General features: G+C 66.6%; 22 protein-coding genes. 14 read left to right on the top strand and 8 right to left on the bottom strand.

The features are described 5' to 3' along the window. Positions 1 to 18: 18 nt before the first annotated feature. The gene (gene purT / locus CR918_RS04160) at positions 19 to 1,206 is read right to left on the bottom strand and encodes a formate-dependent phosphoribosylglycinamide formyltransferase (RefSeq protein WP_099842115.1); all 1,188 of its coding nucleotides are present in this window, start codon (positions 1,204 to 1,206) and stop codon (positions 19 to 21) included. 145 nt (positions 1,207 to 1,351) lie between these two features. Between purT and CR918_RS04155 the strand changes: the two genes are divergently transcribed. Genes CR918_RS04155 through CR918_RS04130 form a run of 6 tightly spaced genes read left to right on the top strand, consistent with a single transcriptional unit; the run spans position 1,352 to position 5,335 of the window. Beyond that, the gene (locus CR918_RS04155) at positions 1,352 to 2,233 is read left to right on the top strand and encodes an SPFH domain-containing protein (RefSeq protein ID WP_099842114.1); all 882 of its coding nucleotides are present in this window, start codon (positions 1,352 to 1,354) and stop codon (positions 2,231 to 2,233) included. Positions 2,234 to 2,278: 45 nt separating this feature from the next. Next, complete coding sequence (locus tag CR918_RS04150) at positions 2,279 to 2,458, top strand: type II toxin-antitoxin system antitoxin (RefSeq protein ID WP_005412615.1); 180 nt, start codon at positions 2,279 to 2,281, stop codon at positions 2,456 to 2,458. After that, the gene (locus tag CR918_RS04145; protein WP_025873867.1) at positions 2,455 to 2,634 is read left to right on the top strand and encodes a DUF4177 domain-containing protein; all 180 of its coding nucleotides are present in this window, start codon (positions 2,455 to 2,457) and stop codon (positions 2,632 to 2,634) included. The genes CR918_RS04150 and CR918_RS04145 overlap by 4 nt, the downstream gene beginning before the upstream one ends. A 2-nt stretch (positions 2,635 to 2,636) precedes the next feature. Beyond that, positions 2,637 to 3,926, top strand: coding sequence for an alpha/beta hydrolase family protein (locus tag CR918_RS04140; protein ID WP_099842113.1), 1,290 nt, complete (start codon positions 2,637 to 2,639; stop codon positions 3,924 to 3,926). Next, positions 3,923 to 4,516, top strand: coding sequence for a PH domain-containing protein (locus CR918_RS04135; protein ID WP_099842112.1), 594 nt, complete (start codon positions 3,923 to 3,925; stop codon positions 4,514 to 4,516). Before CR918_RS04140 ends, CR918_RS04135 begins: the two co-directional genes overlap by 4 nt. 9 nt (positions 4,517 to 4,525) lie before the next feature. Next, positions 4,526 to 5,335 (top strand): M15 family metallopeptidase, encoded by an 810-nt coding sequence (locus tag CR918_RS04130; RefSeq protein WP_025873870.1) that lies wholly within the window; start codon positions 4,526 to 4,528, stop codon positions 5,333 to 5,335. 261 nt (positions 5,336 to 5,596) lie between these two features. On the opposite strand, the gene CR918_RS04125 is transcribed toward CR918_RS04130, so the two are convergent. From CR918_RS04125 to CR918_RS04110, 4 genes are all read right to left on the bottom strand, one after another. After that, positions 5,597 to 5,968, bottom strand: coding sequence for a DUF423 domain-containing protein (locus tag CR918_RS04125; protein ID WP_025873872.1), 372 nt, complete (start codon positions 5,966 to 5,968; stop codon positions 5,597 to 5,599). Between the two features lie 104 nt (positions 5,969 to 6,072). Beyond that, entirely contained in the window at positions 6,073 to 7,146 is a 1,074-nt protein-coding gene (locus CR918_RS04120) for a polyketide cyclase (protein WP_049467700.1), read from the bottom strand. A 245-nt stretch (positions 7,147 to 7,391) separates the two neighbouring features. After that, complete coding sequence (locus CR918_RS04115; RefSeq protein ID WP_025873873.1) at positions 7,392 to 8,033, bottom strand: response regulator; 642 nt, start codon at positions 8,031 to 8,033, stop codon at positions 7,392 to 7,394. Further along, on the bottom strand, positions 8,033 to 9,238 hold the full coding sequence (locus CR918_RS04110) for a sensor histidine kinase (protein ID WP_025873874.1): 1,206 nt from the start codon (positions 9,236 to 9,238) through the stop codon (positions 8,033 to 8,035). Before CR918_RS04110 ends, CR918_RS04115 begins: the two co-directional genes overlap by 1 nt. Positions 9,239 to 9,388: 150 nt before the next feature. On the opposite strand from CR918_RS04110, the gene CR918_RS04105 reads away from it, so the two are divergent. The 5 genes from CR918_RS04105 to CR918_RS04085 are packed head-to-tail and all read left to right on the top strand — an operon-like array spanning position 9,389 to position 12,426. Then, positions 9,389 to 9,985: a GNAT family N-acetyltransferase gene (locus CR918_RS04105; RefSeq protein ID WP_025873875.1), complete on the top strand. Its 597-nt coding sequence runs from the start codon at positions 9,389 to 9,391 to the stop codon at positions 9,983 to 9,985. After that, positions 9,931 to 10,791, top strand: a complete 861-nt coding sequence (minC, locus tag CR918_RS04100) for a septum site-determining protein MinC (RefSeq protein ID WP_059063452.1) — start codon at positions 9,931 to 9,933, stop codon at positions 10,789 to 10,791. The genes CR918_RS04105 and minC overlap by 55 nt, the downstream gene beginning before the upstream one ends. A gap of 36 nt (positions 10,792 to 10,827) precedes the next feature. After that, positions 10,828 to 11,637 carry a septum site-determining protein MinD gene (gene minD, locus CR918_RS04095; protein ID WP_025873877.1) on the top strand — a complete coding sequence of 270 codons (810 nt, stop codon included), beginning with the start codon at positions 10,828 to 10,830 and terminating at the stop codon, positions 11,635 to 11,637. Positions 11,638 to 11,639: 2 nt separating this feature from the next. After that, positions 11,640 to 11,900 carry a cell division topological specificity factor MinE gene (minE, locus tag CR918_RS04090; RefSeq protein WP_005408532.1) on the top strand — a complete coding sequence of 87 codons (261 nt, stop codon included), beginning with the start codon at positions 11,640 to 11,642 and terminating at the stop codon, positions 11,898 to 11,900. A 46-nt stretch (positions 11,901 to 11,946) separates the two neighbouring features. Next, positions 11,947 to 12,426, top strand: a complete 480-nt coding sequence (locus CR918_RS04085; protein WP_099842111.1) for a hypothetical protein — start codon at positions 11,947 to 11,949, stop codon at positions 12,424 to 12,426. 88 nt (positions 12,427 to 12,514) lie between these two features. On the opposite strand, the gene CR918_RS04080 is transcribed toward CR918_RS04085, so the two are convergent. From CR918_RS04080 to CR918_RS04070, 3 genes are all read right to left on the bottom strand, one after another. Next, entirely contained in the window at positions 12,515 to 13,738 is a 1,224-nt protein-coding gene (locus CR918_RS04080; protein WP_080149422.1) for a DUF819 family protein, read from the bottom strand. A 130-nt stretch (positions 13,739 to 13,868) separates the two neighbouring features. Then, positions 13,869 to 15,947 (bottom strand): alpha/beta hydrolase family protein, encoded by a 2,079-nt coding sequence (locus tag CR918_RS04075; protein ID WP_099842110.1) that lies wholly within the window; start codon positions 15,945 to 15,947, stop codon positions 13,869 to 13,871. A gap of 172 nt (positions 15,948 to 16,119) precedes the next feature. Continuing rightward, entirely contained in the window at positions 16,120 to 18,084 is a 1,965-nt protein-coding gene (locus CR918_RS04070) for an OPT family oligopeptide transporter (protein WP_025873881.1), read from the bottom strand. Between the two features lie 277 nt (positions 18,085 to 18,361). Between CR918_RS04070 and CR918_RS04065 the strand changes: the two genes are divergently transcribed. The 3 genes from CR918_RS04065 to CR918_RS04055 all read left to right on the top strand — a co-directional run bounded on the left by CR918_RS04065 (position 18,362) and on the right by CR918_RS04055 (position 21,994). Then, a complete protein-coding gene (locus CR918_RS04065) occupies positions 18,362 to 18,904 on the top strand; it encodes a hypothetical protein (RefSeq protein ID WP_243378961.1) in 543 nt (180 codons plus the stop codon). Between the two features lie 92 nt (positions 18,905 to 18,996). Beyond that, on the top strand, positions 18,997 to 20,142 hold the full coding sequence (locus CR918_RS04060) for an acetyltransferase domain-containing protein (RefSeq protein WP_099842109.1): 1,146 nt from the start codon (positions 18,997 to 18,999) through the stop codon (positions 20,140 to 20,142). Positions 20,143 to 20,239: 97 nt separating this feature from the next. After that, on the top strand, positions 20,240 to 21,994 hold the full coding sequence (locus CR918_RS04055) for a peptide MFS transporter (RefSeq protein ID WP_099842108.1): 1,755 nt from the start codon (positions 20,240 to 20,242) through the stop codon (positions 21,992 to 21,994). Positions 21,995 to 22,005 lie beyond the last annotated feature (11 nt).

The following is a 22,005-nucleotide window of genomic DNA, read 5'->3' as shown; positions in this document are numbered from 1 at the left end:
TGGCCCGGCGCTACCGTTTTACGAGCGCAGCTCGACGCCGATCGCTTCGGCGGCGTCACGCGCGATGGCGCGTGCTTCGTCGATGGATTCCGCGCGCGCCAAGGTCACGCCCACGCGGCGGTGGCCATGCACGCTCGGCTTGCCGAACAGGCGCACGGCGGTGTCCGGCACCTGCAGTGCGGCGGCGACGTTGTTGAAGTACGGCACGCCTTCGCCATGCGCCAGCAGCGCGCACGAGGCCGATGGGCCACTCTGGCGGATCACCGGGATCGGCAGGCCGAGGATGGCCCGCGCATGCAGCGCGAACTCGCTCAGCTCCTGCGACACCAGCGTCACCAGGCCGGTATCGTGCGGACGCGGTGATACTTCGCTGAACCACACCTCGTCGCCCTTCACGAACAGTTCGACGCCGAACAGCCCCCAGCCACCGAGGTCATCGGTGATCGCGCGCGAGATCTCCTCGGCACGCGCCAGCGCCTTGTCCGACATCGGTTGCGGCTGCCAGCTTTCGCGATAGTCGCCCTCCTTCTGCAGGTGGCCGATCGGCGCGCAGAACGACGTGCCGGCGGCGTGGCGTACGGTCAGCAGGGTGATCTCGTAATCGAAGTCGATGAAACCTTCGACGATGCAGCGGCCGGCGCCGGCACGGCCACCGGTCTGCGCGTATTCCCATGCGGGGGCGATGTCCGCCTCGCTGCGCAGCGTGCTCTGGCCCTTGCCCGAGGACGACATCACCGGCTTGACCACGCACGGCAGGCCGATCGCCGCCACGGCGGCGCGGTACTCGGCCTCGGTATCGACAAAGCGGTACGGCGAGGTCGGCAGGCCGAGCGTCTCGGCGGCCAGGCGGCGGATGCCCTCACGGTCCATGGTCAGGCGCGCAGCACGCGCGGTCGGGATCACCCGCAGGCTCTGCTCCTGCTCGAGCTGCACCAGGGTCTCGGTATGGATCGCCTCGATCTCGGGCACCACCAGGTGCGGCTGCTCCTGGGCGATCAACTGGCGCAGGGCCATCGCGTCCAGCATGTCGATCACGTGCGAACGATGTGCCACCTGCATGGCCGGGGCATCGGCGTAACGGTCGGCAGCGATCACTTCCACGCCCAGACGCTGCAGTTCGATGGCCACTTCCTTGCCAAGTTCGCCCGAGCCCAGCAGCAGCACACGGGTGGCGGAGGGGGACAACGGGGTTCCAAGCTTGGCCATGGCGGGGTTCCAGCAGCGATGTGAAGGCGGGTGGGCATTCTAGCCGGTCCGGCCGCAGTGCCCGGGCACGCCCAGCCGACGAACGGTAGCCCGAATGTGATATCACTTTGATATCTTCAATTCGAACCCTCAAGGACGTACCGCCATGAAAGAGAAGTCGCTATCCTCCCTCAACGGCCTGGGCGCGCTCGCCGGGTCCCTGGGCGTAGCCCTCGCCGGCGGCGCCCTGTTCGTGGCCGGGGTCGCGGCGAAGGCCAGCACCGGCTCGCCCAACGTGCTGCTGATCCTGGCCGGCCTGCTGATCGCTGCGCTGGCGCTGGTCGCGCTGGCCGGTCTGTACACCGTGCAGCCCAACCAGGCGGCGGTGGTCAGCCTGTTCGGCAAGTACGTCGGCACCGTCAAGGACAACGGCCTGCGCTGGAACAATCCCTTCTTCAGCAAGCGCCGCGTGAGCCAGCGCGTGCGCAATTTCGAGAGCGGCAAGCTGAAGGTCAACGAGCTGGACGGCAGCCCGATCGAGATCGCTGCGGTGATCGTCTGGCAGGTGGTCGATGCCTCCGAAGCGGTCTACAACGTGGACGACTACGAGAGCTTCGTGCACATCCAGTCCGAATCGGCGCTGCGCGCGATGGCCACCAGCTACCCCTATGACCAGCACGAGGACGGCCAGCTGGCGCTGCGCAGCCATGCCAGCGAGATCTCCCAGCACCTGAAGAACGAACTGGCCGAGCGCCTGGCCGATGCCGGCGTGCAGGTGATCGATGCGCGCATCAGCCACCTCGCCTACGCCGCTGAAATCGCCCAGGCGATGCTGCAGCGGCAGCAGGCCAATGCGGTCATCGCCGCACGCACGCGCATCGTCGCCGGTGCGGTCGGCATGGTCGAGATGGCGTTGGCCGAGCTGCAGAAAAACGGCGTGGTGCAGCTGGACGAGGAGCGCAAGGCGCACATGGTCAGCAACCTGTTGACCGTGCTGTGCTCGGACCGCGGCACGCAGCCGGTCGTCAACACCGGCTCGCTGTACTGAGCCACCCTCGCAACGGGGCGCCCCACCGCCCCGCCAGGAGTCTGCATGAGCGAGAAAAAAGCCTATCCGCTGCGCATCAACGCCGAGGTCCTGGCGGCCGCACAGCGCTGGGCGGACGATGAACTGCGCAGCCTCAACGCACAGATCGAATACGTGCTGCGCGACGCACTGCGCAAGGCAGGCCGCCTGCCGAAACCCAAGCCATCGCCGGAGGACAAGGAATGAGCAAGCGCTGGAGCTACCTGACCGTCGAGGTCAAGACATCCATGATGGGCCTGCAGAAAGCTGACGACATCCAGGCCGAACTCAGCCGCCAGGGCCAGCTGGGCTGGGAACTGGTCAACATCATCGTCCCGGCGCCAATGCGCCCGGCCCTGCTGGTCTTCAAGAAGGAGCTGTGACCATGAGCGCACGCCGCTCGTTGCTTGCTGTTTCCCTTGCCCTGTTGACCGCCAGTGCATCCGCTGGCGAACCGCAGCAGGTCGCAGCACGCCTGCTCGATCACCTGCAGGCAGGGCGCACCGCCGATGCCGAAGCCATGCTGACCCTGCAGATGGCCGCGGCCGTGCCTGCCGACAAGCTGCAGGGCCTGTGGCAGTCGCTGGGTGAGCTGAAGCAGCGCGGCCCGGCGCACAGCAGTGAGCAGCAGGGCCTGCACCTGGTGGAAGTACCGTTGCAGTTCGCCAGTGGCGCGGTGATTGCGCAGGTGGCGGTGAACGGGCAGGACCAAGTGGCTGGCCTGCTGCTGCGCCCGGCCCCGGCCGCCAAGGCAGCGCCACCGCCGGCCGACGCGAACTACAGCGAGGCCGATTTCAGCGTGCCACAGGCACGCGGTGCGCTGCCCGGCACCTTGTCCCTGCCCAAGGGCAAAGGACCGTTCCCGGCCGTAGTGCTGGTGCACGGCTCCGGCCCACAGGATCGCGACGAAACCATCGGTGGCAACCGTCCGTTCCTGGACATCGCCCGCGGCTTGGCCGCCCAGGGCATCGCCGTGCTGCGCTACGACAAGCGCACCCATGCCCGCCCCCAGGACTTCCAGAGCGGCAGCTTCAACGTTGATGACGAGACCACCGACGATGCCATCGCAGCGTTGAGCGCGTTGGCGGCGGACCCACGCATCGACGGCAAGCGGATCTTCGTGCTCGGCCACAGCCAGGGCGGCATGCTCGCCCCGCGCAGCGCCAGCCGCTGGCCACAGTCGCGCGGCGCGATCCTGTGGGCCGCGCCGGCGCGCACATTGCTTGAACTGCTGCCGGAGCAGAACCGCTACCTGCTGTCGCTGGACGGCTCGATCAGCGCCGCGGAACACGCGTTCCTGGACAAGCTCGACGCACAGATTGCCGCGGCCCGCAGCGAAACTCTTGTGCCAGCCAGCGAACTGCCACTGGGCGTGCCGCAGACGTTCTGGAAAAGCATCGAAGCGGTGAACGCACGCGGCGACGCGGTTGCGCTGAAAAAACCACTGCTGATGCTGCACGGGGGCCGCGACTTCCAGGTACCGGAAACGGATTGGGCACTGTGGAAAAAAGCCCTGGCCGATCGCCGGGACGTGCAATGGAAGGCCTACCCTGCCCTCAACCACATCGGCATCGCCGGCAGCGGCCCCAGTTCATTGAAGGAGTACGCGCAGCCGGGCCACGTGGATGGGCAGCTGATCGATGACGTTGCGCGTTGGGTGGAGGCGCAGCGATGAGCGGCAGTGATGCACGCCCGTTCGAGGTTGCCGAGAGTTCTTCGCTGCGGGTGCTGTGGGTGCTGCTGCCACTGCTGGCGGTACTGGGCGTGGGCATGTGGGCACAGCTGCACGACAATCGCAGCGAGGCTCCCTGGATGGAGGTCACCCTGTCGCCGCCGTTCTTCCTGATGGGCGGCAGCGCGGCATGGAGCCTGGCGGTGATCGTGCTGATGGGCATCGGCCTGGGCTGGGCGTTCTTCCGTCGGCGGGTGGAGCTGGCAGGCAACGTGCTGGACGTGCGTTCAACCTTGTACCGTCGCCGCACGCCGGTGGCCGACCTGCTGCTGGACCAGGCCGAGGTGGTCGACCTGAGCCGTGATCGCCGCTATGGCATCCGTTTCAAAACCAACGGCTACAGCATGCCCGGCTTCTATTCCGGGCACTTCCGCCTGCAGGGCGGCGGCAAGGGCTTTGCCCTGGTCACCGACCGCGCACGCACGCTGGTGATTCCGGTGCGCGGCGGCAGCACCCTGCTGCTCAGCCTGGAGCGCCCGCTGGCCCTGCTGGAGGCGCTGCGCAAGGTGGCCGCCACAGCGCCACGGCAGTAAGCTGGATCGATGCACCGTAGCACTCCGCTGTTGATCAATACCGAGACCGTCGAACTGTGGCCTGCGCCGCTGCTGCGCGCGCGCAGCAATCTCGACGCCCGCCTGCTGGCCCGCGCGCAATGGGTACTGCGGCGCAAGCGCGATGGCCGCTACCTGGCGGCAGTACTGGCGCACGGTGTGCACTCGCTGGTGCCGCGCCTGCCACGCGAGCCCGGCGTGGAGGACGCGCTGGCCCTGCTGGATGGCGCACGGTCACGACCGTTCGGCGCTGCACTGGAAGACCAGTGGCTGCCGCTGGTTGGCCTGCAACAGCGCCTGCAGCAGCTGGGCCTGGATGCACAGCGCTATGCGCACGACAGCGGGCTGGCACTGGAAGCCGAGCCGTGCGTGCTGCACTGGGCCGGACGTGATCGCTTTGCCCGCCCGTTGTGGCTGCGCCGCGGTGCCGCGCAGGGCTGGCGACGGATGCGCCTGCATGCCGCCCGGGATGGAATTGCACTGGACGCGATCTCCGGCTTCCGCAGCCATGCGTATCAGCTCGGCATTTTCGAACGCAAGCTGGCGCGCGGGCAGAGCGTGCCGCAGATCCTGAAGGTCAATGCCGCCCCTGGTTTCAGCGAACACCACAGTGGTCACGCGCTGGACATCGGCACACCGGGGGATGCGCCGGCAGAGGAGACCTTCGAGGCGACGGCTGCGTTTGCGTGGCTGCAGGCCAATGCCGCGGCGCACGGGTTCCATCTGAGCTATCCGCGCGACAACCCGCATGGGATCGTCTACGAACCGTGGCACTGGTGCTGGAAACCGGCCAACGGCTGAGCCCCTCGTGGCAGCTGCCCGACTGCGGTCCTCGGGCTGGCCAGGAGGGTGGGCGGCGCAGGGGCCGCTGCAAGTACGTCCATGTAAGCTCGGGCGCGCCATCCATGGCGCTTACGCCCCTGCGCCGCCCACCTCCCGGCCACGGACAGTTTCCGGGTGCGTCCGCCACGGAATTGAACAAACAAAAAAGCAAAGGCAGACGCGGGTCGGTGCGCTCGACGCCGGGCGTGGCCCGGCGCTACCAGTGCTTGGGCGTTGCGGCTAGCGCCGCAGCGCGTTGATCGCCAGCAGTACCCACCCGGCCATCAGCGTGGTGCCACCTACCGGCGCCAGCCGGGTCGGCCACTGCCACAGCGCACCGCCCACCAGGCTGCCGGAGAACAGCAGCACGCCCAGCAGCAACACATACAACGCCAGATGCGCGATCGCGCCCTGCGCGCGGGGGCCGAGGGCGGCCAGTACCGCTCCATGGGCAAAGGCGTACAACGCCGCCATGTTCAGGTGCTGCTGCGCCAGCGGATCGGACACGCCATGCGCGGCATAGGCCGAGAGACCGATCGAGGCGGCTGCCAGCAGCGCCCCCAGGCAGGCCAGCAACGACGGTTTACGCGCGCGTCGTTCGGAATTGAACATGACAGCTCCTTGCGCAATGCCCGACACCGGGCTCGGGATGAAAAAAAACGCGCCGCAGGAAGCGGCGCGTTTTCGTGTCCAGCACTACACGGGTCAGCCGAGGCTTACTTGACGGCCCAGTAGATGTCGTACGTCGCTTCCGGGGTGAACGACTTGTCCACGCCGTCCTTCCAGGTTTCGTACGGACGGTCGATGACTTCGTTGCCCGAGGTCACGGCCCAGGCGCGCAGGGCGCTGCGGGCAACGTCCAGGCCTGCCATGTGACCGGTGTAGGCCGCATGCGCCGAACGGTGCGGAGCAACGCGGACGTACTTGACCGGAGCGCCACCGTCGATCTTGACGGTCAGCTGTTCGGCCGGCACGCCTTCGGCACCCTTCTTCTTCACCGGCTGGGCGATGTCGAAGGCGTACTTCTCAGCACCGAAATCGGTGGTGATGATACGCAGCGGACCGGCGGCTTCCAGGCCATTGGCCTCGATCACGCGCTTGATCCACTCCTGGTTGTCCTTGATGGACTTGGTGATGGAATCCTGGCCACGGTCGACATTACCGGCGGTGACGACCAGCAGGTCTTCGGCCGGGACATCGACGATGCCCAGATCGGTCAGCGGGGCTTCGGAGGTGCGGTAGTCGACATTCGGCACGGTGGCCAGCATGTTCGCCAGGCGCGACAGACCCATCTTGATGTCATCGCCGATCTGGCGGCTGACATACAGGCCTGCGTAGCGGCCGAACAGGTCGAAGCCATACTTCACCGAGTAGTCCTGGGTGATCTTGACGTTGCGACCGCCCTTGCCGGTCGGCTCCAGGGTGAAGGTGGTGACCTTGTCGTGACCCTTGGAGGCATCGTCGACGGCGATCACAACACGCTTGTTCTCTTCGGCTTCGGTCACCTTCCAGGAACCGGTGCCCAGGTCCTTGGAGGTGTAGTCGAGAGTGGCACCGACGCCGGAGGCCGGGCCGGACAGCTTCAGTTCAACGGCGGGATCGCGCAGTACCAGCGGGTTCCAGTCCTTGAAGCGGCGCAGACTGCTGACCGTGTCGTACACGATCGTCATCTTGCGGTTGGTCTCGATGCTTTCGGTGATGTGACGCTCGCCCGGCAGACAGACGCCAATGATGACGAACAGGCCAGCCACGATCCCCAAGGCGATCAGGAACTCGATAATACGGGTCATTCAGAGAGTCTCCGGGGCCGATCCCACGGCCGGGTTGATTGAAGCGAAGCGCCAATCCTAGCAGGCTTCGCGGGCATTGGTTATCGGGATTGGCGCACCGGTTTCCGTGCCGGCTGCGCATTTGTATGCACAAAGAATTCGAAGGGTAACGCATCCGCGTACCCGGCATGTAGGGGGCAAGTGGGGGGCAACCCTGAATCCGGACCCAGACTGCGTGCCAAGTCTTTGTCGCTAAAGGATTTTCCTCACACCAACTGGAGTTCAAACGCTTTCAGGACTGCACGCGTACGGTCACGTACGCCCAGTTTGGAAAGGATGTTGGACACATGGTTCTTGATCGTGCCCTCGGCGACCCCCAGCGAATTGGCGATCTCCTTGTTGGAGAAACCGCTGGCCATCAGCCGCAGGATCTCGGTCTCACGGTCGGTCAGCGGGTCGGGCCGGTCCAGGCTGACGAAGTCGTTGCGCATGTGCTCCAGCCCGGACAGCAGCCGCTGGGTCACCGCCGGCTGCACCAGTGAACCGCCATCGGCCACCGTGCGGATCGCCCCGACCAGCTGCGCCAGGGTCACGTCCTTGAGCAGGTAGCCCTTGGCCCCGGCCTTGAGCCCGGCCAGCACCAGTTGGTCATCGTCGAAGGTGGTCAGGATGATGGTCGGCGGCAGCTGTTCCTGCCGTGACAGCACCTGCAGCGCCTCCAGCCCGGACATCACCGGCATGCGCATGTCCATCAGGACCACGTCCGGGCGGATCTGCGGGATCAGCTCGACCGCCTGGCGGCCATCGGCGGCCTCGGCCACCACTTCGATGCCGTCGTCGAGCGCCAGCAGCGAGCGGATCCCCTGCCGCACCAGGGTTTGGTCGTCGACCAGGCAGACGCGAATCATCAACGCACTCCTTCAGGAACCTGGGTAAGGGCCGCCAGCACCGTTGCCGGTACCGTCGCCCGCAGCCGGAAGCCTTCGCCGGGGCGGGTCTCCACCTGCAGCTGGCCTCCACATTGTTGCAGGCGTTCGCGCATGCCGCGCAAACCATTGCCCACATTGACCGTTTCCGCCCCGACACCGTCGTCGCGGGCTTCCACCACGACCTGGTCCGGGACCTCACGGTACACCCGCAGCCACAGGTGGCGGGCGCCGGCATGGCGCACCGTGTTGGTGATGATCTCCTGGGTGCAGCGCAGCAGCACGTGGGCCCGCTGCGGGTCTTCCACGTTCAGCGGCTCCTCGATCTCCAGCTGGATGTCCAGCGACGGCACGTGCTCGGTCAGCGGACGCAGCGCAGCGGCCAGGTCGATGGCGCCGGTCTCGCGCAGCTGGCTGACCACCTCGCGCACGTTGCCCAGCAGCAGCTTGGCCAGGGCATGTGAGCGCTTCACGTGCTCCAGCGCCTGGCCCTCGGCGAGGTGGCCGGCCACTTCCAGATTCAGGGTCAACGCGGTCAGCTGGTGGCCCAGCAGATCATGCAGTTCGCGCGAAATGCGGGTGCGCTCGTTCACCCGCGCGCTTTCGGCCAGCAGCGCACGCGTGGCGCGCAGCTCGGCGTTCAGGCGGCGCTGCTCCTCGCGCGCCTCGGCCTGGCGGCGCGCAACCAGCGCGATCACGAACACGAAGCTGGAAAAACCCATGTAGCCGACGGCCTGCAGCACGGCGATGACCGGCGGGAAGCCCAGCGGCTGGATGTAGACCGGCAGCACGGCCAGGTTGCTGGCCACCAGCCACACCACCCCGATGCGCGGGCCCAGCAGCCAGGGCAGCAGGCCGGCCACCACCATCAGCAGGATGCTGCCCAGTGCGGTGCCGGAGAAGTAGCTCACGCCGATCGCGCAGGCCGTCAGCAGGATCAGCGCGGCATGGTCGAAGAAGCCGGGCCGGCTTTCGCCCAGCGAGCGCGTCAGCACCCAGTACACGAAGCCGAAGGCCAGGTAGGCCGAGGCCCAGGGAATGATCCGGAAGCCGGCCTCGCCGTCCAGGCTTTCCAGTGTCAGCGACACCGGATCGATCAGGTAGATCGCAAGCCAAAGGCCGACGGTGCCCCAGGTGAACAACCCGGAGTAGCGCAGCATCGCATTGTGGTTGAGTCGGGCCAGCATGGCCCATCGTAGCCTGTGCGCGTCAGGGCCCAAGGGCATAAAGTCATGTTCGGTGCGGTCCCCTGTTCATGCCGCAGCCCACCCCGGGCATGCAATAATCATGCGCAGGGTCCGTACATGGGACCAACCGCGTTACCCCACGGAGTCACAATGTCGATTGTCATCCGCGACGTGCGCGAGCACGAGCTCGATTCCGTCCTGGCTTTGAACAACAATGCTGGCCTGGCCATCCTTCCCCTGGATGCCGAGCGTCTGCGCCTGTTCTATGCAACCGCTGAGTATTTCCGCGTCGCCGAGCGCGACGGCAACCTGGCCGGCTTCCTGATCGGCTTCGGCAGCGACAGCCAGCACGACAGCAGCAATTTCGCCTGGTTCAAGCAACACCTGGACACCCCCTTCTTCTATATCGACCGCATCGTGGTCGCCAGCCGCCGTCGCGGTGGTGGCGTCGGCCGTGCGTTCTATGCCGACGCCCAGAGCTTCGCCGAGCTGCGCTACCCGCAGATGACCTGTGAAGTGTTCCTGGACCATGGCGCCGATGCCGCCCTGCTGTTCCACGGCAGCTTCGGCTTCCGCGAGCTGGGCCAGAACACCATGCCGCAGGTGGACGTGCGCGCCAGCATGCTGGCCAAGGAACTGTGCAGCTTCCCGTGGGTGAATGAAACCTATGGCGGCAAGCTGCCTGATGTTGCATGGGCGCGCGACCGGCAGCTGCCGGCGCAGGCACAGCGGTCGACGGGGACCTGAGCGTGGCAGTGAATTTCGATTACGAACAGGCCGGTGAACTGAAGATCGGTCAGGTGGGCATCGCCAACCTGCGCATCCGCACCCTCGATGTTGAACGACTCGTGCAGGAAATGCAGGAGCGGGTAAGCCGCGCGCCGAAGCTGTTCGGTCGTGCAGCGGTGATCCTGGACTTCGGCGGCCTCAGCCAGGTGCCCGACGTGGCAACGGCGCAGGCGCTGGTCGATGGCCTGCGCGGTGCCGGGGTACTGCCGGTGGCATTGGCCTATGGCACCAGTGCGGTCGACCTGCTCTCGCAGCAGCTCGGCCTGCCGCTGCTGGCCAAGTTCCGCGCCCAGTACGAGCGCGCCGAGGCAGAACCCGCCCCGCCGCCGGCACCCGCACCGGAACCGCGCCGTGCCGCACGCGCCGAAGCGAAGGCCGCGCCGGCTCCGGCTCCGGCCACGCCGATGGGCAAGGCTGCCGATGCCGCCGCGCCACAGCCGGGCCGCATGCAGCTGGGCAACGTGCGTTCGGGGCAGCAGCTGTATGCGGAAAACTGCGACCTGACCGTGATGGCCACCGTCGGCGCCGGCGCCGAGGTCATCGCCGATGGCAGCATCCATATCTACGGAACCCTGCGCGGCCGTGCGCTGGCAGGGGCCCAGGGCAACACCGCGGCACGTATTTTCTGCCGTGATTTCCATGCGGAACTGGTCGCCATTGCAGGCCACTACAAGGTACTGGACGATGTACCGGAAACCCTGCGCGGCAAGGCCGTGCAGGTGTGGCTGGAACAGGACCAGATCAAGATCGCTGCGCTGGACTGATGCAGCACCTCAAACAGAATCATCAGGAGAAGTCCTTTGGCTGAAATCATCGTAGTCACCTCCGGCAAGGGCGGCGTCGGCAAGACCACTTCCAGCGCAAGCCTGGCCTGCGGCCTGGCAAGGCGTGGCAAGAAGGTGGCGGTGATCGACTTCGACGTCGGCCTGCGCAACCTCGACCTGATCATGGGCTGCGAACGCCGCGTGGTGTACGACTTCGTGAATGTCGTGCACGGCGAAGCCACCCTCAAGCAGGCCCTGATCAAGGACAAGCGCTTCGACAACCTGTTCGTGCTGGCTGCCTCGCAGACGCGCGACAAGGATGCACTGACCCAGGAAGGCGTGGGCAAGGTCCTGAAGGACCTGGCCGCCGACGGCTTCGACTACATCATCTGCGACTCCCCGGCCGGCATCGAGAAGGGCGCCTTCCTGGCGATGTACTTCGCCGACCGCGCCGTGGTGGTGGTGAACCCGGAAGTGTCCTCGGTACGCGACTCGGACCGCATCATCGGCCTGCTCGATTCGAAGACCCACAAGGCCGAATCCGGCCAGGACGTGCCGGCCTTCCTGCTGCTGACCCGCTACACCCCGGTGCGCGTGGAAAGCGGCGAGATGCTCAGCATCGCCGACGTCGAGGAGGTCCTTGGCCTGAAGGCGATCGGCGTGATCCCCGAATCGGGCGACGTGCTCAATGCCTCCAACAAGGGCGAGCCGGTCATCCTGGATGGCGAATCCGCTGCCGGCCAGGCCTATGACGACGCCGTCGCACGCATCCTCGGCGAAGAACGCCCGATGCGCTTCACCAACGTCGAGAAGAAGGGCTTCTTCAGCAAGCTGTTCGGAGGGTAAGCATGGGCCTGTTTGATTTCCTCAAAGCGAAGAAGACCACCGCCGAAACCGCCAAGAACCGCCTGCAGATCATCATCGCGCAGGAGCGCAGCCACCGTGGCGGTCCCGACTACCTGCCGCTGCTGCAGCGCGAGCTGCTGGAAGTGATCAAGAAGTACGTCAACATCGACGTCGATGCAGTGAAGGTGGACCTGGTCAAGGATGGCCAGCACGACGTGCTGGACATCTCCGTGGCGCTGCCTGAAGGCCCGGACAAACCCTGACCCCCTGCCCCGCCCGTGCCTGCATGGGCGGGGCAGCCTGACCCGCATGACTGATACCACGCCCGAACCGAACGTTACCCGCGTCGGCGACATCGCCTTCGCCGATGCCCAGCGCCTGCTCGCTGCACATGAGCTGCGGCTGCATCACGTTGCGGCCGGCGAGCCGATCCCGGGCAGTTACTGGGGCGAGCCCGAGGCGGGCATCATCGCCAGCGACGTCTACGTGCGCGATGACACGCCGGTGCATTCGATGCTGCACGAGGCCTGCCATCTGATCGTGCTGCCGCCGGAGCGGCGCGCGCAGGTGCATACCGACGCCACCGATTCGGTGCCCGAAGAAGATGCCACCTGCTACCTGCAGATCGTGCTGGCCGGGCACCTGCCCGGTGTCGGCAGTGGGCGGCTGATGGCCGACATGGATGCGTGGGGGTATACGTATCGACTGGGGTCGACGAAGGCGTGGTTTGAACAGGACGCCGAAGACGCAAAGGCGTGGCTGATCGAACGCGGCTTGCCGGTGGCGTAACGCGTCGGTAGCGCCGAGCCATGCCCGGCGGCATGCACATCTGCCGCCGCGATGCGGTTCGCCGGGCATGGCCCGGCGCTACCGTGGGTCACGTGGCCAGCGCGCGCAGGGTGATGCCGACCACATACGCCAGATAGGTGCCGGTGGCATAGCCCATCGTGCCCAGCAGCACGCCTACCGGCGCCAACGCTGGATGGAACGCAGCGGCCACCACCGGTGCCGAGGCCGGGCCGCCGATGTTCGACTGCGAACCGATGGCGAAGTAGAAGAACGGCACCTTCAACAGCTTGCCCAGGCACCACAGCAGCACGATGTGCACGCTGATCCAGATGATGCCGAGCAGGAACAGCCACGGGCGATCCAGCAACGCCAGCAGATCCATCTGCATGCCGATGCAGGCGATCAGGAAGTACAGCAGCAGCGAGCCCAGGCGCGAGGCGCCCGCGCCTTCCAGCGTACGTGCACGGGTGAAGCTGAGGCCCAGGCCGAGCGTGGTCGACAGCACCACCACCCACACGAACGGCGCATCCAGGCTGAACTGCGATGCCCAGCTGACGTGGACCTTGAACCAGGCCGCCAGCGGCGCGCCGATGGCATGGGCCAGGCCGACGCCACCGAAGGCCACGGCCACGATCAGCATCAGATCGGTCAGGCTGGGAATGCGCTCGTGCTCGGCCTGGAAGCGTGCGATGCGCTCCTTCAGCTCGTCGATGGCGGAGGTATCGGCACCGCTGCGCGCATCGATCTTCGCCGCGCGCCCAGCCATGAAGATCAACGCCGCCATCCACACGTAGCCAACACCCACATCGACCACCGCGAACTGGCCGAACGTGGTCGCGTTGACATCGAACACTTCGCGCATGGCCAGCATGTTGGCACCGCCGCCGATCCAGCTGCCGGCCAGCGCCGCCATGCCGGCCCAGGTATCGCCGGCGACGGTGTCCGGATGGATGGCACGCATGACCAGGAACGCGACCACCGCACCCAGCATGATGCTGGCCGAGGCGCCCAGGTACATCAGCACCAGCTTGGGCCCCAGCCGCAGGATGCCCTTGATGTCCACCGCCAAGGTCAGCAGGATCAGCGCCGCCGGCAGCAGGATGTCACGCGCGACCGGGTTGTACAGCTTGGTGTTCTGCCCGTCGATCAGGCCGAACGTGTTGTAGATGCCCGGCAGCAGATAGCACAGCAGCAGCGCCGGCACGAAGGTATAGAAGCGCTTCCACAGGCCCTGCTCGCGCGAAGCGGTCCAGAACACGGCGCCAAGGGTGGCGGCGATCAGGCCGAAGACGACGATGTCGTTCTGGATCATGCAGGTGCTCTGGGTAGTGCCGGCCGCTGGCCGGCAATCTCGTTCAGGTGGGAAGCAGCAAGCGGTTGCCGGCCAGCGGCCGGCACTACCAGAAAGCAGAGCGCCGCCCCTGAGGGCGGCACTGCAGTCATCAGTTGCCGATGTGCTGCTTCAGCCAGGCGTTGACGGTGTCATGCCAGAGGATGCTGTTGTTCGGCTTCAGCACCCAGTGGTTCTCGTCCGGGAAGTACAGGAACTTCGACTCGATGCCCTGGCGCTGGGCCGCAGTGAAGGCAGCCAGGCCCTGCTCGACCGGAATGCGGAAGTCCTGCTGGCCGTGGATCACCAGGATCGGCTTCTTCCAGTCAGCCACGTGGTTGACCGGGTTGAACTTCTCGTAGTTCGCCGCCTTCTGGTACGGGGTACCGCCCTGCTCCCACTCGGTGAACCACAGTTCTTCGGTGGCATAGCCCATCATGCGCTGGTCGAACACACCGTCATGGTTGACCAGGCACTTGAACGGGCTGTTCCAGTTGCCGGCGATCCAGTTGACCATGAAGCCGCCGTAGCTGGCACCCAGTGCGCAGGCCTTGTCACCGTTGAGGAAGTCGTACTTCTTCAGCGCCGCGCTCCAGCCCTTCTGCAGGTCTTCCAGCGGACGGTCACCCCAGTGCTGGCTGATCGCATCGGTGAAGGCCTGGCCGTAACCGGTGGAGCCGTGGAAGTCGATCATCACCACAGCGTAGCCCTGGCCTGCGTACGTCTGCGGGTTCCAGCGGTAGCTCCAGCCATTGCCGAAGCTGCCCTGCGGGCCGCCATGGATCAGGAACGCAACCGGGTAGGACTTGCCTTCCTGGTAGTTGTGCGGCTTGACCACATAGCCGTGCACGGTGTCGTTGTTCCAGCCCTTGAACTCGAACTGCTCGTAGTCGCCGAAGCTCACATCCTTCAGCACTTCGCCAGCGGCCGGGGTCAGTGCGCGCAGCGCGCCGATCGGCTCGCCAGCGGCCGGCAGCAGGCCGACCAGCACCTGGTCGTTGCTCTTCAGGCTGTTGCGGGTGATGGCCACGCTGTTGCCGGCCACGTCGACGGCGGTGACGCTACCATCGCCGATCAGCTTGGTGGCCTTGCCGCTGGCCACGTCGATCTGGAACAGCGGGTGTTCGCCGAGGTCGTCGGCGGTGGTGTAGATGCTGGCGCCGTCGGCGGACAGGGTGATGCCGCCGGCCGAACGGTCCCACTGCGGCGCGATCTCGCGCGTCTTGCCGCTGGCCAGGTCCATCGCCATCAGGCCGAAGCGGTCCGCCTCGAAGCCCGGGCGCTTCATCGCGCGGTAGAACAGGGTCTTGCCGTCGGCGCTGAACACCGGGCCGGCATCCCAGGCCGGGTTGGACGCGGTCAGGTTGACCGGCGCCTGCTTGCCGGCGGCGTCGAAGCGGTACAGGTCGAAGTTGGTCGACCACGGCTCCTGCTTGCCGGCCACGCGGATGCTGGCGACCACGCTGCTGCCATCCGGCGACCAGGCGAAATCGTCATTGCCACCGAACGGCTTGGACGGAGCGTCGCCGTCGATGGTCGCGCTCAGCGCCGAAGCGCCCTTGACCGCACCGGCCTTGGCCGCCGGCAACGGCGCGACGAACAGGGTGTTGCGGCGGCCGTCGTTCCAGGTATCCCAGTGGCGCACGAACAGCGAATCGAAGACCTTGCCGCTGGCCTTGGCGCCTTCCACGTCCTTCAGCTTCTTTTCGGTGCAGGCCAGGTCCGACGCACAGGCCTGGAACACGCCGGCGCTGAACAGCACGCGGTCGTCCTGCGGCGACACGTGGTAGCTGTCCACGTCCACCGGGAAGTCGGTCAGCTGGCGCGGGGCGCCGCCACTGATCGGCTGTGCGTACAGCTGTTGGCTGCCGTTCCTGGCGCTGAGGAAGTACACGGTCTGGCCATCGGCCGACAGCGATGCAGAGTTGACGTTCCAGCCAGCCGGCGTGATCTGCTTCTGTGGTGCCGCGTCGCGGGTGCGCAGGTTGCGCGCGAACAGTGCGGTGCTGGCCTTGAGGTTGGCATCGGTGCTGCGCTTGGCGAACACCACGGTGCCGCCGTCGGCGGTCAATACCGGCGCGGAGACGCGGTCCATGGCCACCATGTCGCGGACTTCCAGGCCACGGGCAGCGGCGACGCTGGGCAGGGCAGCCAGCAGGCTCAGTGGCAACAGGGCATGACGCAGTTTCATCGGGGTCTCCGCAGGACGGCAAAAAACCGATGGTAGGCCTGCGCGGCCGGGCCTGCCAAGGCCATCGGTCATGGCCGTGGCTGAGCTGCCGCCAGAAAAGGCAAACCGCGCCGTAGCGCGGTTTGCTGGGGACACCGGTAGTGCCGGCCGCTGGCCGGCACTCCCCCATCCCTTACGCCACGGCGCGCTTGCCGGTGCGGTAGATCAGCCAGCCGACCAGGAACAGCACGGCCAGGCCGATCCACTGCGCGGCCGGCAGGTGGAACGGCACGGCCAGCACGTCGGCACGGCTGCTGACCACGATCGGCACGGCGATGGCGATACCCATCAGCGCCTCACCGGTGATCAGGCCGGCAGCAAACAGCACGCCCGGCTTGTGCACGCGGTCGCGGCCCTCTTCGTCATCGGCGCGCACCTTGTGGAAGCGCTCGACCAGGTAGGAGATCAGGCCACCGAGGAAGATCGGCACCATCAGTTCCAGCGGCAGGTAGATGCCGATCGCCGCGGCCAGCACCGGCACGCGGAAACGCGAGTTGCGCGACTTCAGCCAGCTGTCGAACGCGATGATGGCGGCACCGACCACGGCACCGATGCCGATGAAGGTCCACGGCAGCTCGCCACCGAACAGGCCCTTGGCCACCGACGCCATCAGGTTGGCCTGCGGTGCGGCCAGCGCATTCGGGTGCAGCTCGGACTTGACGCCGATGCCGTAGGCGGTGGCCAGCAGGTTCAGCACCGGGGCCATGATCAGCGCGCACGAGAACGCGCCGATGCCCAGCATCAGCTGCTGCTTCCACGGGGTGGCACCGACGATGTAGCCGGCCTTGAGGTCCTGCAGGTTGTCGCCACCGACGGCGGCGGCACAGCACACCACCGCGCCGATCATGATCGCGGCCACCGCACCCAGCGGCGCACCGAAGGCACCGACCGGCTGCAGGCCATCCTTGCCCAGCAGCAGCACCAGTACCGCCGAAGCGAACAGGATGGTGGAAATGGTGATGCCCGAGACCGGGTTGTTGGACGAACCGATCAGGCCGGCCAGGTAGGCCGACACCGAAACGAACAGGAAGCCGGCGACGATCATGATGAGGGTCATCGGGATCGACACGTGCCACTGGCCGACGATGGCCTGGTACAGCGCCAGCAGCGGCAGGGTGAACACCACCAGCGCCACCAGCATCCACTTCATCGGCAGGTCGCGCTCGGTGTGCGCCAGCACCGGGCCACCGCTCTTGCGCGCGGCCGCAAAGCCGCTCTTGACGCCGTTGAGCAGCGACTTGCGCAGCGAGATCAGGGTCCAGATGCCGCCGATCAGCATCGCGCCGACACCGAGGTAGCGCATCTTCGCGCCCCAGATGGCGAACGCCGCTTCGGTGGACGAGGCGGTGGCGATCGAGGCGGCCAGCGCCGGATCGGTGTTCATGAAGAACGCCTGGTAGATCGGGATGGCGATGTGCCAGGTCAGGATCGAGCCGGACACCACCACGATGCCGACGTTGAGGCCGACGATGTACCCCACACCCAGCAGTGCGGGCGACAGGTTGGTGCCGATGAAGGCGGTGACCTTGGAGCTGCCGACATAGGCCGAGGTGGCCCAGGCGTCTGGGATCAGGCGCATGCCGCTTTCCGCGGCCAGCTTCACGAACGCACCGATCACCGCCGACAGGCCGAGGATCTTCAGGCCCGGGCCGGGGTTCTCACCGGCCTTCAGCACTTCGGCCGCAGCCTTGCCTTCCGGGAACGGAAGCGGATCTTCGACGATCATCGAACGGCGCAGCGGCACCGAGAACAGCACGCCCAGCAGGCCACCGAGACCGGCGATGCCCAGCACCCACCAGTACTTGAAGTCCGGCCAGTAGCCCATGATCACCAGCGCGGGGATGGTGAAGATCACACCGGCGGCGATCGACGAACCGGCCGAAGCGCCGGTCTGCACGATGTTGTTCTCAAGGATCGAACCGCCCCCCAGCAGGCGCAGCACGCCCATGGAAATGACCGCGGCGGGAATCGCGGTGGCGATGGTCAGGCCTGCGAACAGACCGAGGTAGGCGTTTGCGGCCGACAGCACCACCGCCAGCACGATGGCCAGGACCACCGCGCGGAAAGTGAGCTGCTTGGGCGCAGCGTCATGGTTCATGAAAGCCCCTGCTGGCAAAAAATCCCTGTCACGCTAGCGTTCAGGGGGCAGCAAGTCCAGTGCGGTTCGGGAGGGTTGCGGTCGGGCGGCCAGTGGGATAGTCGCTTTTAGCCAAACTCGGCCAACGCATCAAGCGCATCAGGCACATTCCAGGGAGCTAGCGGGTCTCGCGGTTTCCTTGCCCTGCATGGGCCAGGCCAGCCGCCACCGCAGCACTCCAGGCGACACAGTTTGAAGTGTCTCAACTGCCCATGCATCGTGTTCACGATCTGGACGCATGACGCTGAGCCGCCCTATGAACAATGCACTCCGGATCCGCCCGATCACATCGCCAGTCATGGCCATCGCGACCCTGTTCTGCCTGATGCCGCTTTGCGATCACGCATCTGCCTGGAGTCGCGTTGGCGCGATCGAGGTCACCGACCACGCTGGCAAACCCTGTTTCGGGCTTCCCAAGAAAGAGCGCAAGCGTATCGGTGAGACTCCGCAGGTGTTTGGTGTGGAGGTGTATGACGCGATTACTCCACCGCTGCGGCAGCAATGGTCTTTCGAGTTTGTCTATCCCGCGTCACTCCCGCTTCCACCCGGAGCCTGCGTGCTCTACGGAGAAGTACCAGCCAACGCCGTTGCAAGACAAACGTCCATGCCGCTGAAGCCTGGACGCCTGTACGACGTCTCGATGTCGGCCACCAGGACCGGCGCCACCCAGTTCTACAGCGCCCGATTCTGCCTGAAGGCGAACGCCGACGGCAGCCTGCACGCGATCCAGGTCCGCTACGACGACGCTCTAGGCTGGAGTCCTGCGGTCTGCCTGCCCTGAGCCGACGCGCGCGCTCGCCGACAACGGACAGCACGCGCTGGAAACAATTTATTGTTATGTTATATCCTGTCACGCCATTGACCTGAGCGCCCGTGGCCCCTCTCTCCTCCCGGCTGGCCTCCATCGACCAGTTGCGCGGCACCGTGATGCTGCTGATGCTGCTCGACCACGTGCGCGAGACGTTCTTCCTGCAGCATCAGGTCAGCGATCCGATGGACGCGGCGACGGTGTCCCCTGCCCTGTTTGCCTGCCGCCTGCTGGCCCACCTGTGCGCGCCGGTGTTCGTGCTGCTGACCGGCCTGTCGGCCTGGCTGTACGGCCAGCGCCATGCCGATCCGCGCCGTGCCATTGCGGCTTTCCTGCTCAAGCGCGGCCTGTTCCTGGTGGTGCTGGAACTGACCCTGGTCAACGTCGCCTGGACCTTCCAGTGGCCGCCGGAGACGGTGTACCTGCAGGTGATCTGGGCGATCGGCCTGAGCATGATCGCGCTGGCCGGCCTGCTGTGGCTGCCGCGGCCGCTGCTGGCCGTTCTGGCGGTGACGCTGCTGGTCGGCCACAACCTGCTGGACGGCGTACGGGTGCAGGGCGACGGCGCTCTGGCGGTGCTGTGGAAGGTGCTGCACCAGCGCGACTGGATCGAGGCTGGGCCGTTGAGCCTGCGTACCTCCTATCCCGTGCTGCCGTGGATCGGGGTGATCGCGCTGGGCTACCTGATGGCGCCGTGGTTCGCTGCCGGCAGCGACCCGCAGCAGCGCCGGCAGCGGCTGCTGTGGTCCGGGCTGGGCGCACTGGCCGCCTTCGCCCTGCTGCGCTTCGCCAACGGCTATGGCGACACGCCGTGGCAGTACCAGCAGACCACGCTGCGCACGTGGATGAGCGTGTTCAACATCACCAAGTACCCGCCCTCGCTGCAGTTCCTGCTGCTGACCCTGGGCGTGGGCCTGCTGCTGTTGCGGCTGTACGAGTGGCCGCCGCTGGCGCGTGCGCTGCGCCCGCTGGCCGATATCGGCGCAGCGCCGATGTTCTTCTATCTGCTTCACCTGTACGTGCTGAAGCTGCTGTACCTGGCGGCCCTGAAGACCTGGGGCCCGACCCACGGTTGCCTGTATGCGCTGGACTCGGTGGCCGGCCTGCTGCTGGTGGCCTGCGCGCTGGCGGTGGTGCTGTACCCGCCGACGCGGGCGTTCGCGCGGTTCAAGGCGCGCCGACGCGACCTGGCCTGGTTGCGGTACCTGTGAACGGTAGCGCCGGGCCATGCCCGGCGTTGCACAGGACCGCCGGGCATCGCCCGGCGCTACCCGGCGCGCGCCTGCAGCGCACGCCTATAATTCCGCGATGAATTCCACTGCTATCGCTTCCGACGACTTCCTCGGCCATCCCAAGGGCGTCTACGTCTGCTTCTTCACCGAAATGTGGGAGCGCTTCTCCTTCTACGGCATGAAGGCGCTGCTGCTGCTGTACCTCACCAAGTACCACCTGTTCGGCGACAAGGCCGGGCTGGACCTGCTCGGCGCCTACGGCGGGCTGGTGTACTGCATCCCGGTGTTCGGCGGCATGTTGGCCGACCGCTGGCTGGGCATGCGCCGGGCGGTGCTGTTCGGCGGCATCCTGCTGGTGCTCGGCCACCTCGGCATGGCCTTCGAGGGCCACGCCGCATACCGGGTCAATGGCGAAGTAGTGCGCGACACCTCGGCATTGGCCGTGACCTACCTGTCGCTGGCGCTGATCATCATGGGCGTCGGCTTCCTCAAGCCGAACATCTCCACCATCGTCGGCAAGCTCTACCCGAAGGACGATCCGCGCCGCGATTCGGGCTTCTCGCTGTTCTATGCCGGCATCAACCTGGGCGCCCTGTTCTCTTCGCTGGTGTGCGGTTTCCTGGGCGAGGTCTACGGCTGGAAGTACGGCTTCGGTGCGGCCGGCATCGGCATGCTGGCCGGCCTGGCGATGTTCCTGTGGGGCCAGAAATACCTGCAGGGCCACGCCGAGCCGCCGCAACCGGCGACCTTGAAGCAGAAGGTGCTGGGCCTGCCGCGCGAATGGCTGATCTACCTGTGCGCGGTGATCGGCGTGCTGCCGGTGGCCTGGCTGATGTGGGCGGCCGGCAACGGTGCCTTCGCGCTTGGCGGTGAAATCAGCCTGGCACTGATGCTGATGCTGGTGGTGCTGGGCGGCGTGCTGGTCTGGTTCGCGTGGTTCACCGGCACCCAGTGCACGCCGGTGCAGCGCCAGCAGATGGTCGCGCTGATGGTGCTGATCTTCATGGCGCTGGTGTTCTTCACGATGTACGAGCAGTCGTATGGTTCGTGGGTGACCTTCACCGACCGCCTGCTGACCAAGGACATCGTGCCGGCGCTGGTGATCCGCGAAGGTTCACCGCTTCCGTGGTCGATCCTCTCGCTGCTGCTGGCACCGCTGGGCTTCGTGGTCAGCGCGCGCCTGTCCGAGCGTCGCCCCGGCTCGTCCGCGCCGCGTACGTTCTTCATCGCCATCGTCGCGCTGATGCTGGTGCTGCTGGTACGCGACTGCCTGGTGATTCCGCAGACCGCCGGTTCGCTGACCTACCTCGGCGGCCTGTTCCTGGTGCTGCTGGCGCCGGCCTTCGCCGCGTTGTGGACCTGGATGGACCGCCGTGGCTGGGAACCGGGCAAGCCGGTGAAGTCGGCCTGGGGCCTGGTGATCGGTGCGTTGTCGTTCGTACCGCTGGCGCTGGCCGCGCAGCACGTTGGTGCCACCGGCGAGATGGCCAGCGTGTGGTGGCTGGTGCTGGCCTACTTCCTGCTGGCCAGCGGCGAGATGTGCCTGTCGCCGGTCGGCCTGTCGGCGGTCACCCAGCTGGCGGTGCCACGGGTGATGAGCCTGATGATGGGCACCTGGTTCCTGGCGACGGCCTTCTCCGAAACGCTGGCCGCGCTGTTCGGCAAGCTGGCGGCGATCGACGTACCTGAAGGCGAAACGCTGGACATGGCCGCTGCGGCCGGTGCCTATGCGCACCTGTTCTGGCTGCTGATGTGGATCGGCCTGGGCTGCGCGTTGCTGGCCTTCATCGCTGCGCCGCTGTTGAAGCGGATGATGCATGGGGTGAAGTAACGCCCGGCGGC

It is taken from the genome of Stenotrophomonas indicatrix (assembly GCF_002750975.1).
Lineage (GTDB): Bacteria > Pseudomonadota > Gammaproteobacteria > Xanthomonadales > Xanthomonadaceae > Stenotrophomonas > Stenotrophomonas indicatrix.
This window is presented reverse-complemented; position numbering and strand designations above follow the sequence as displayed.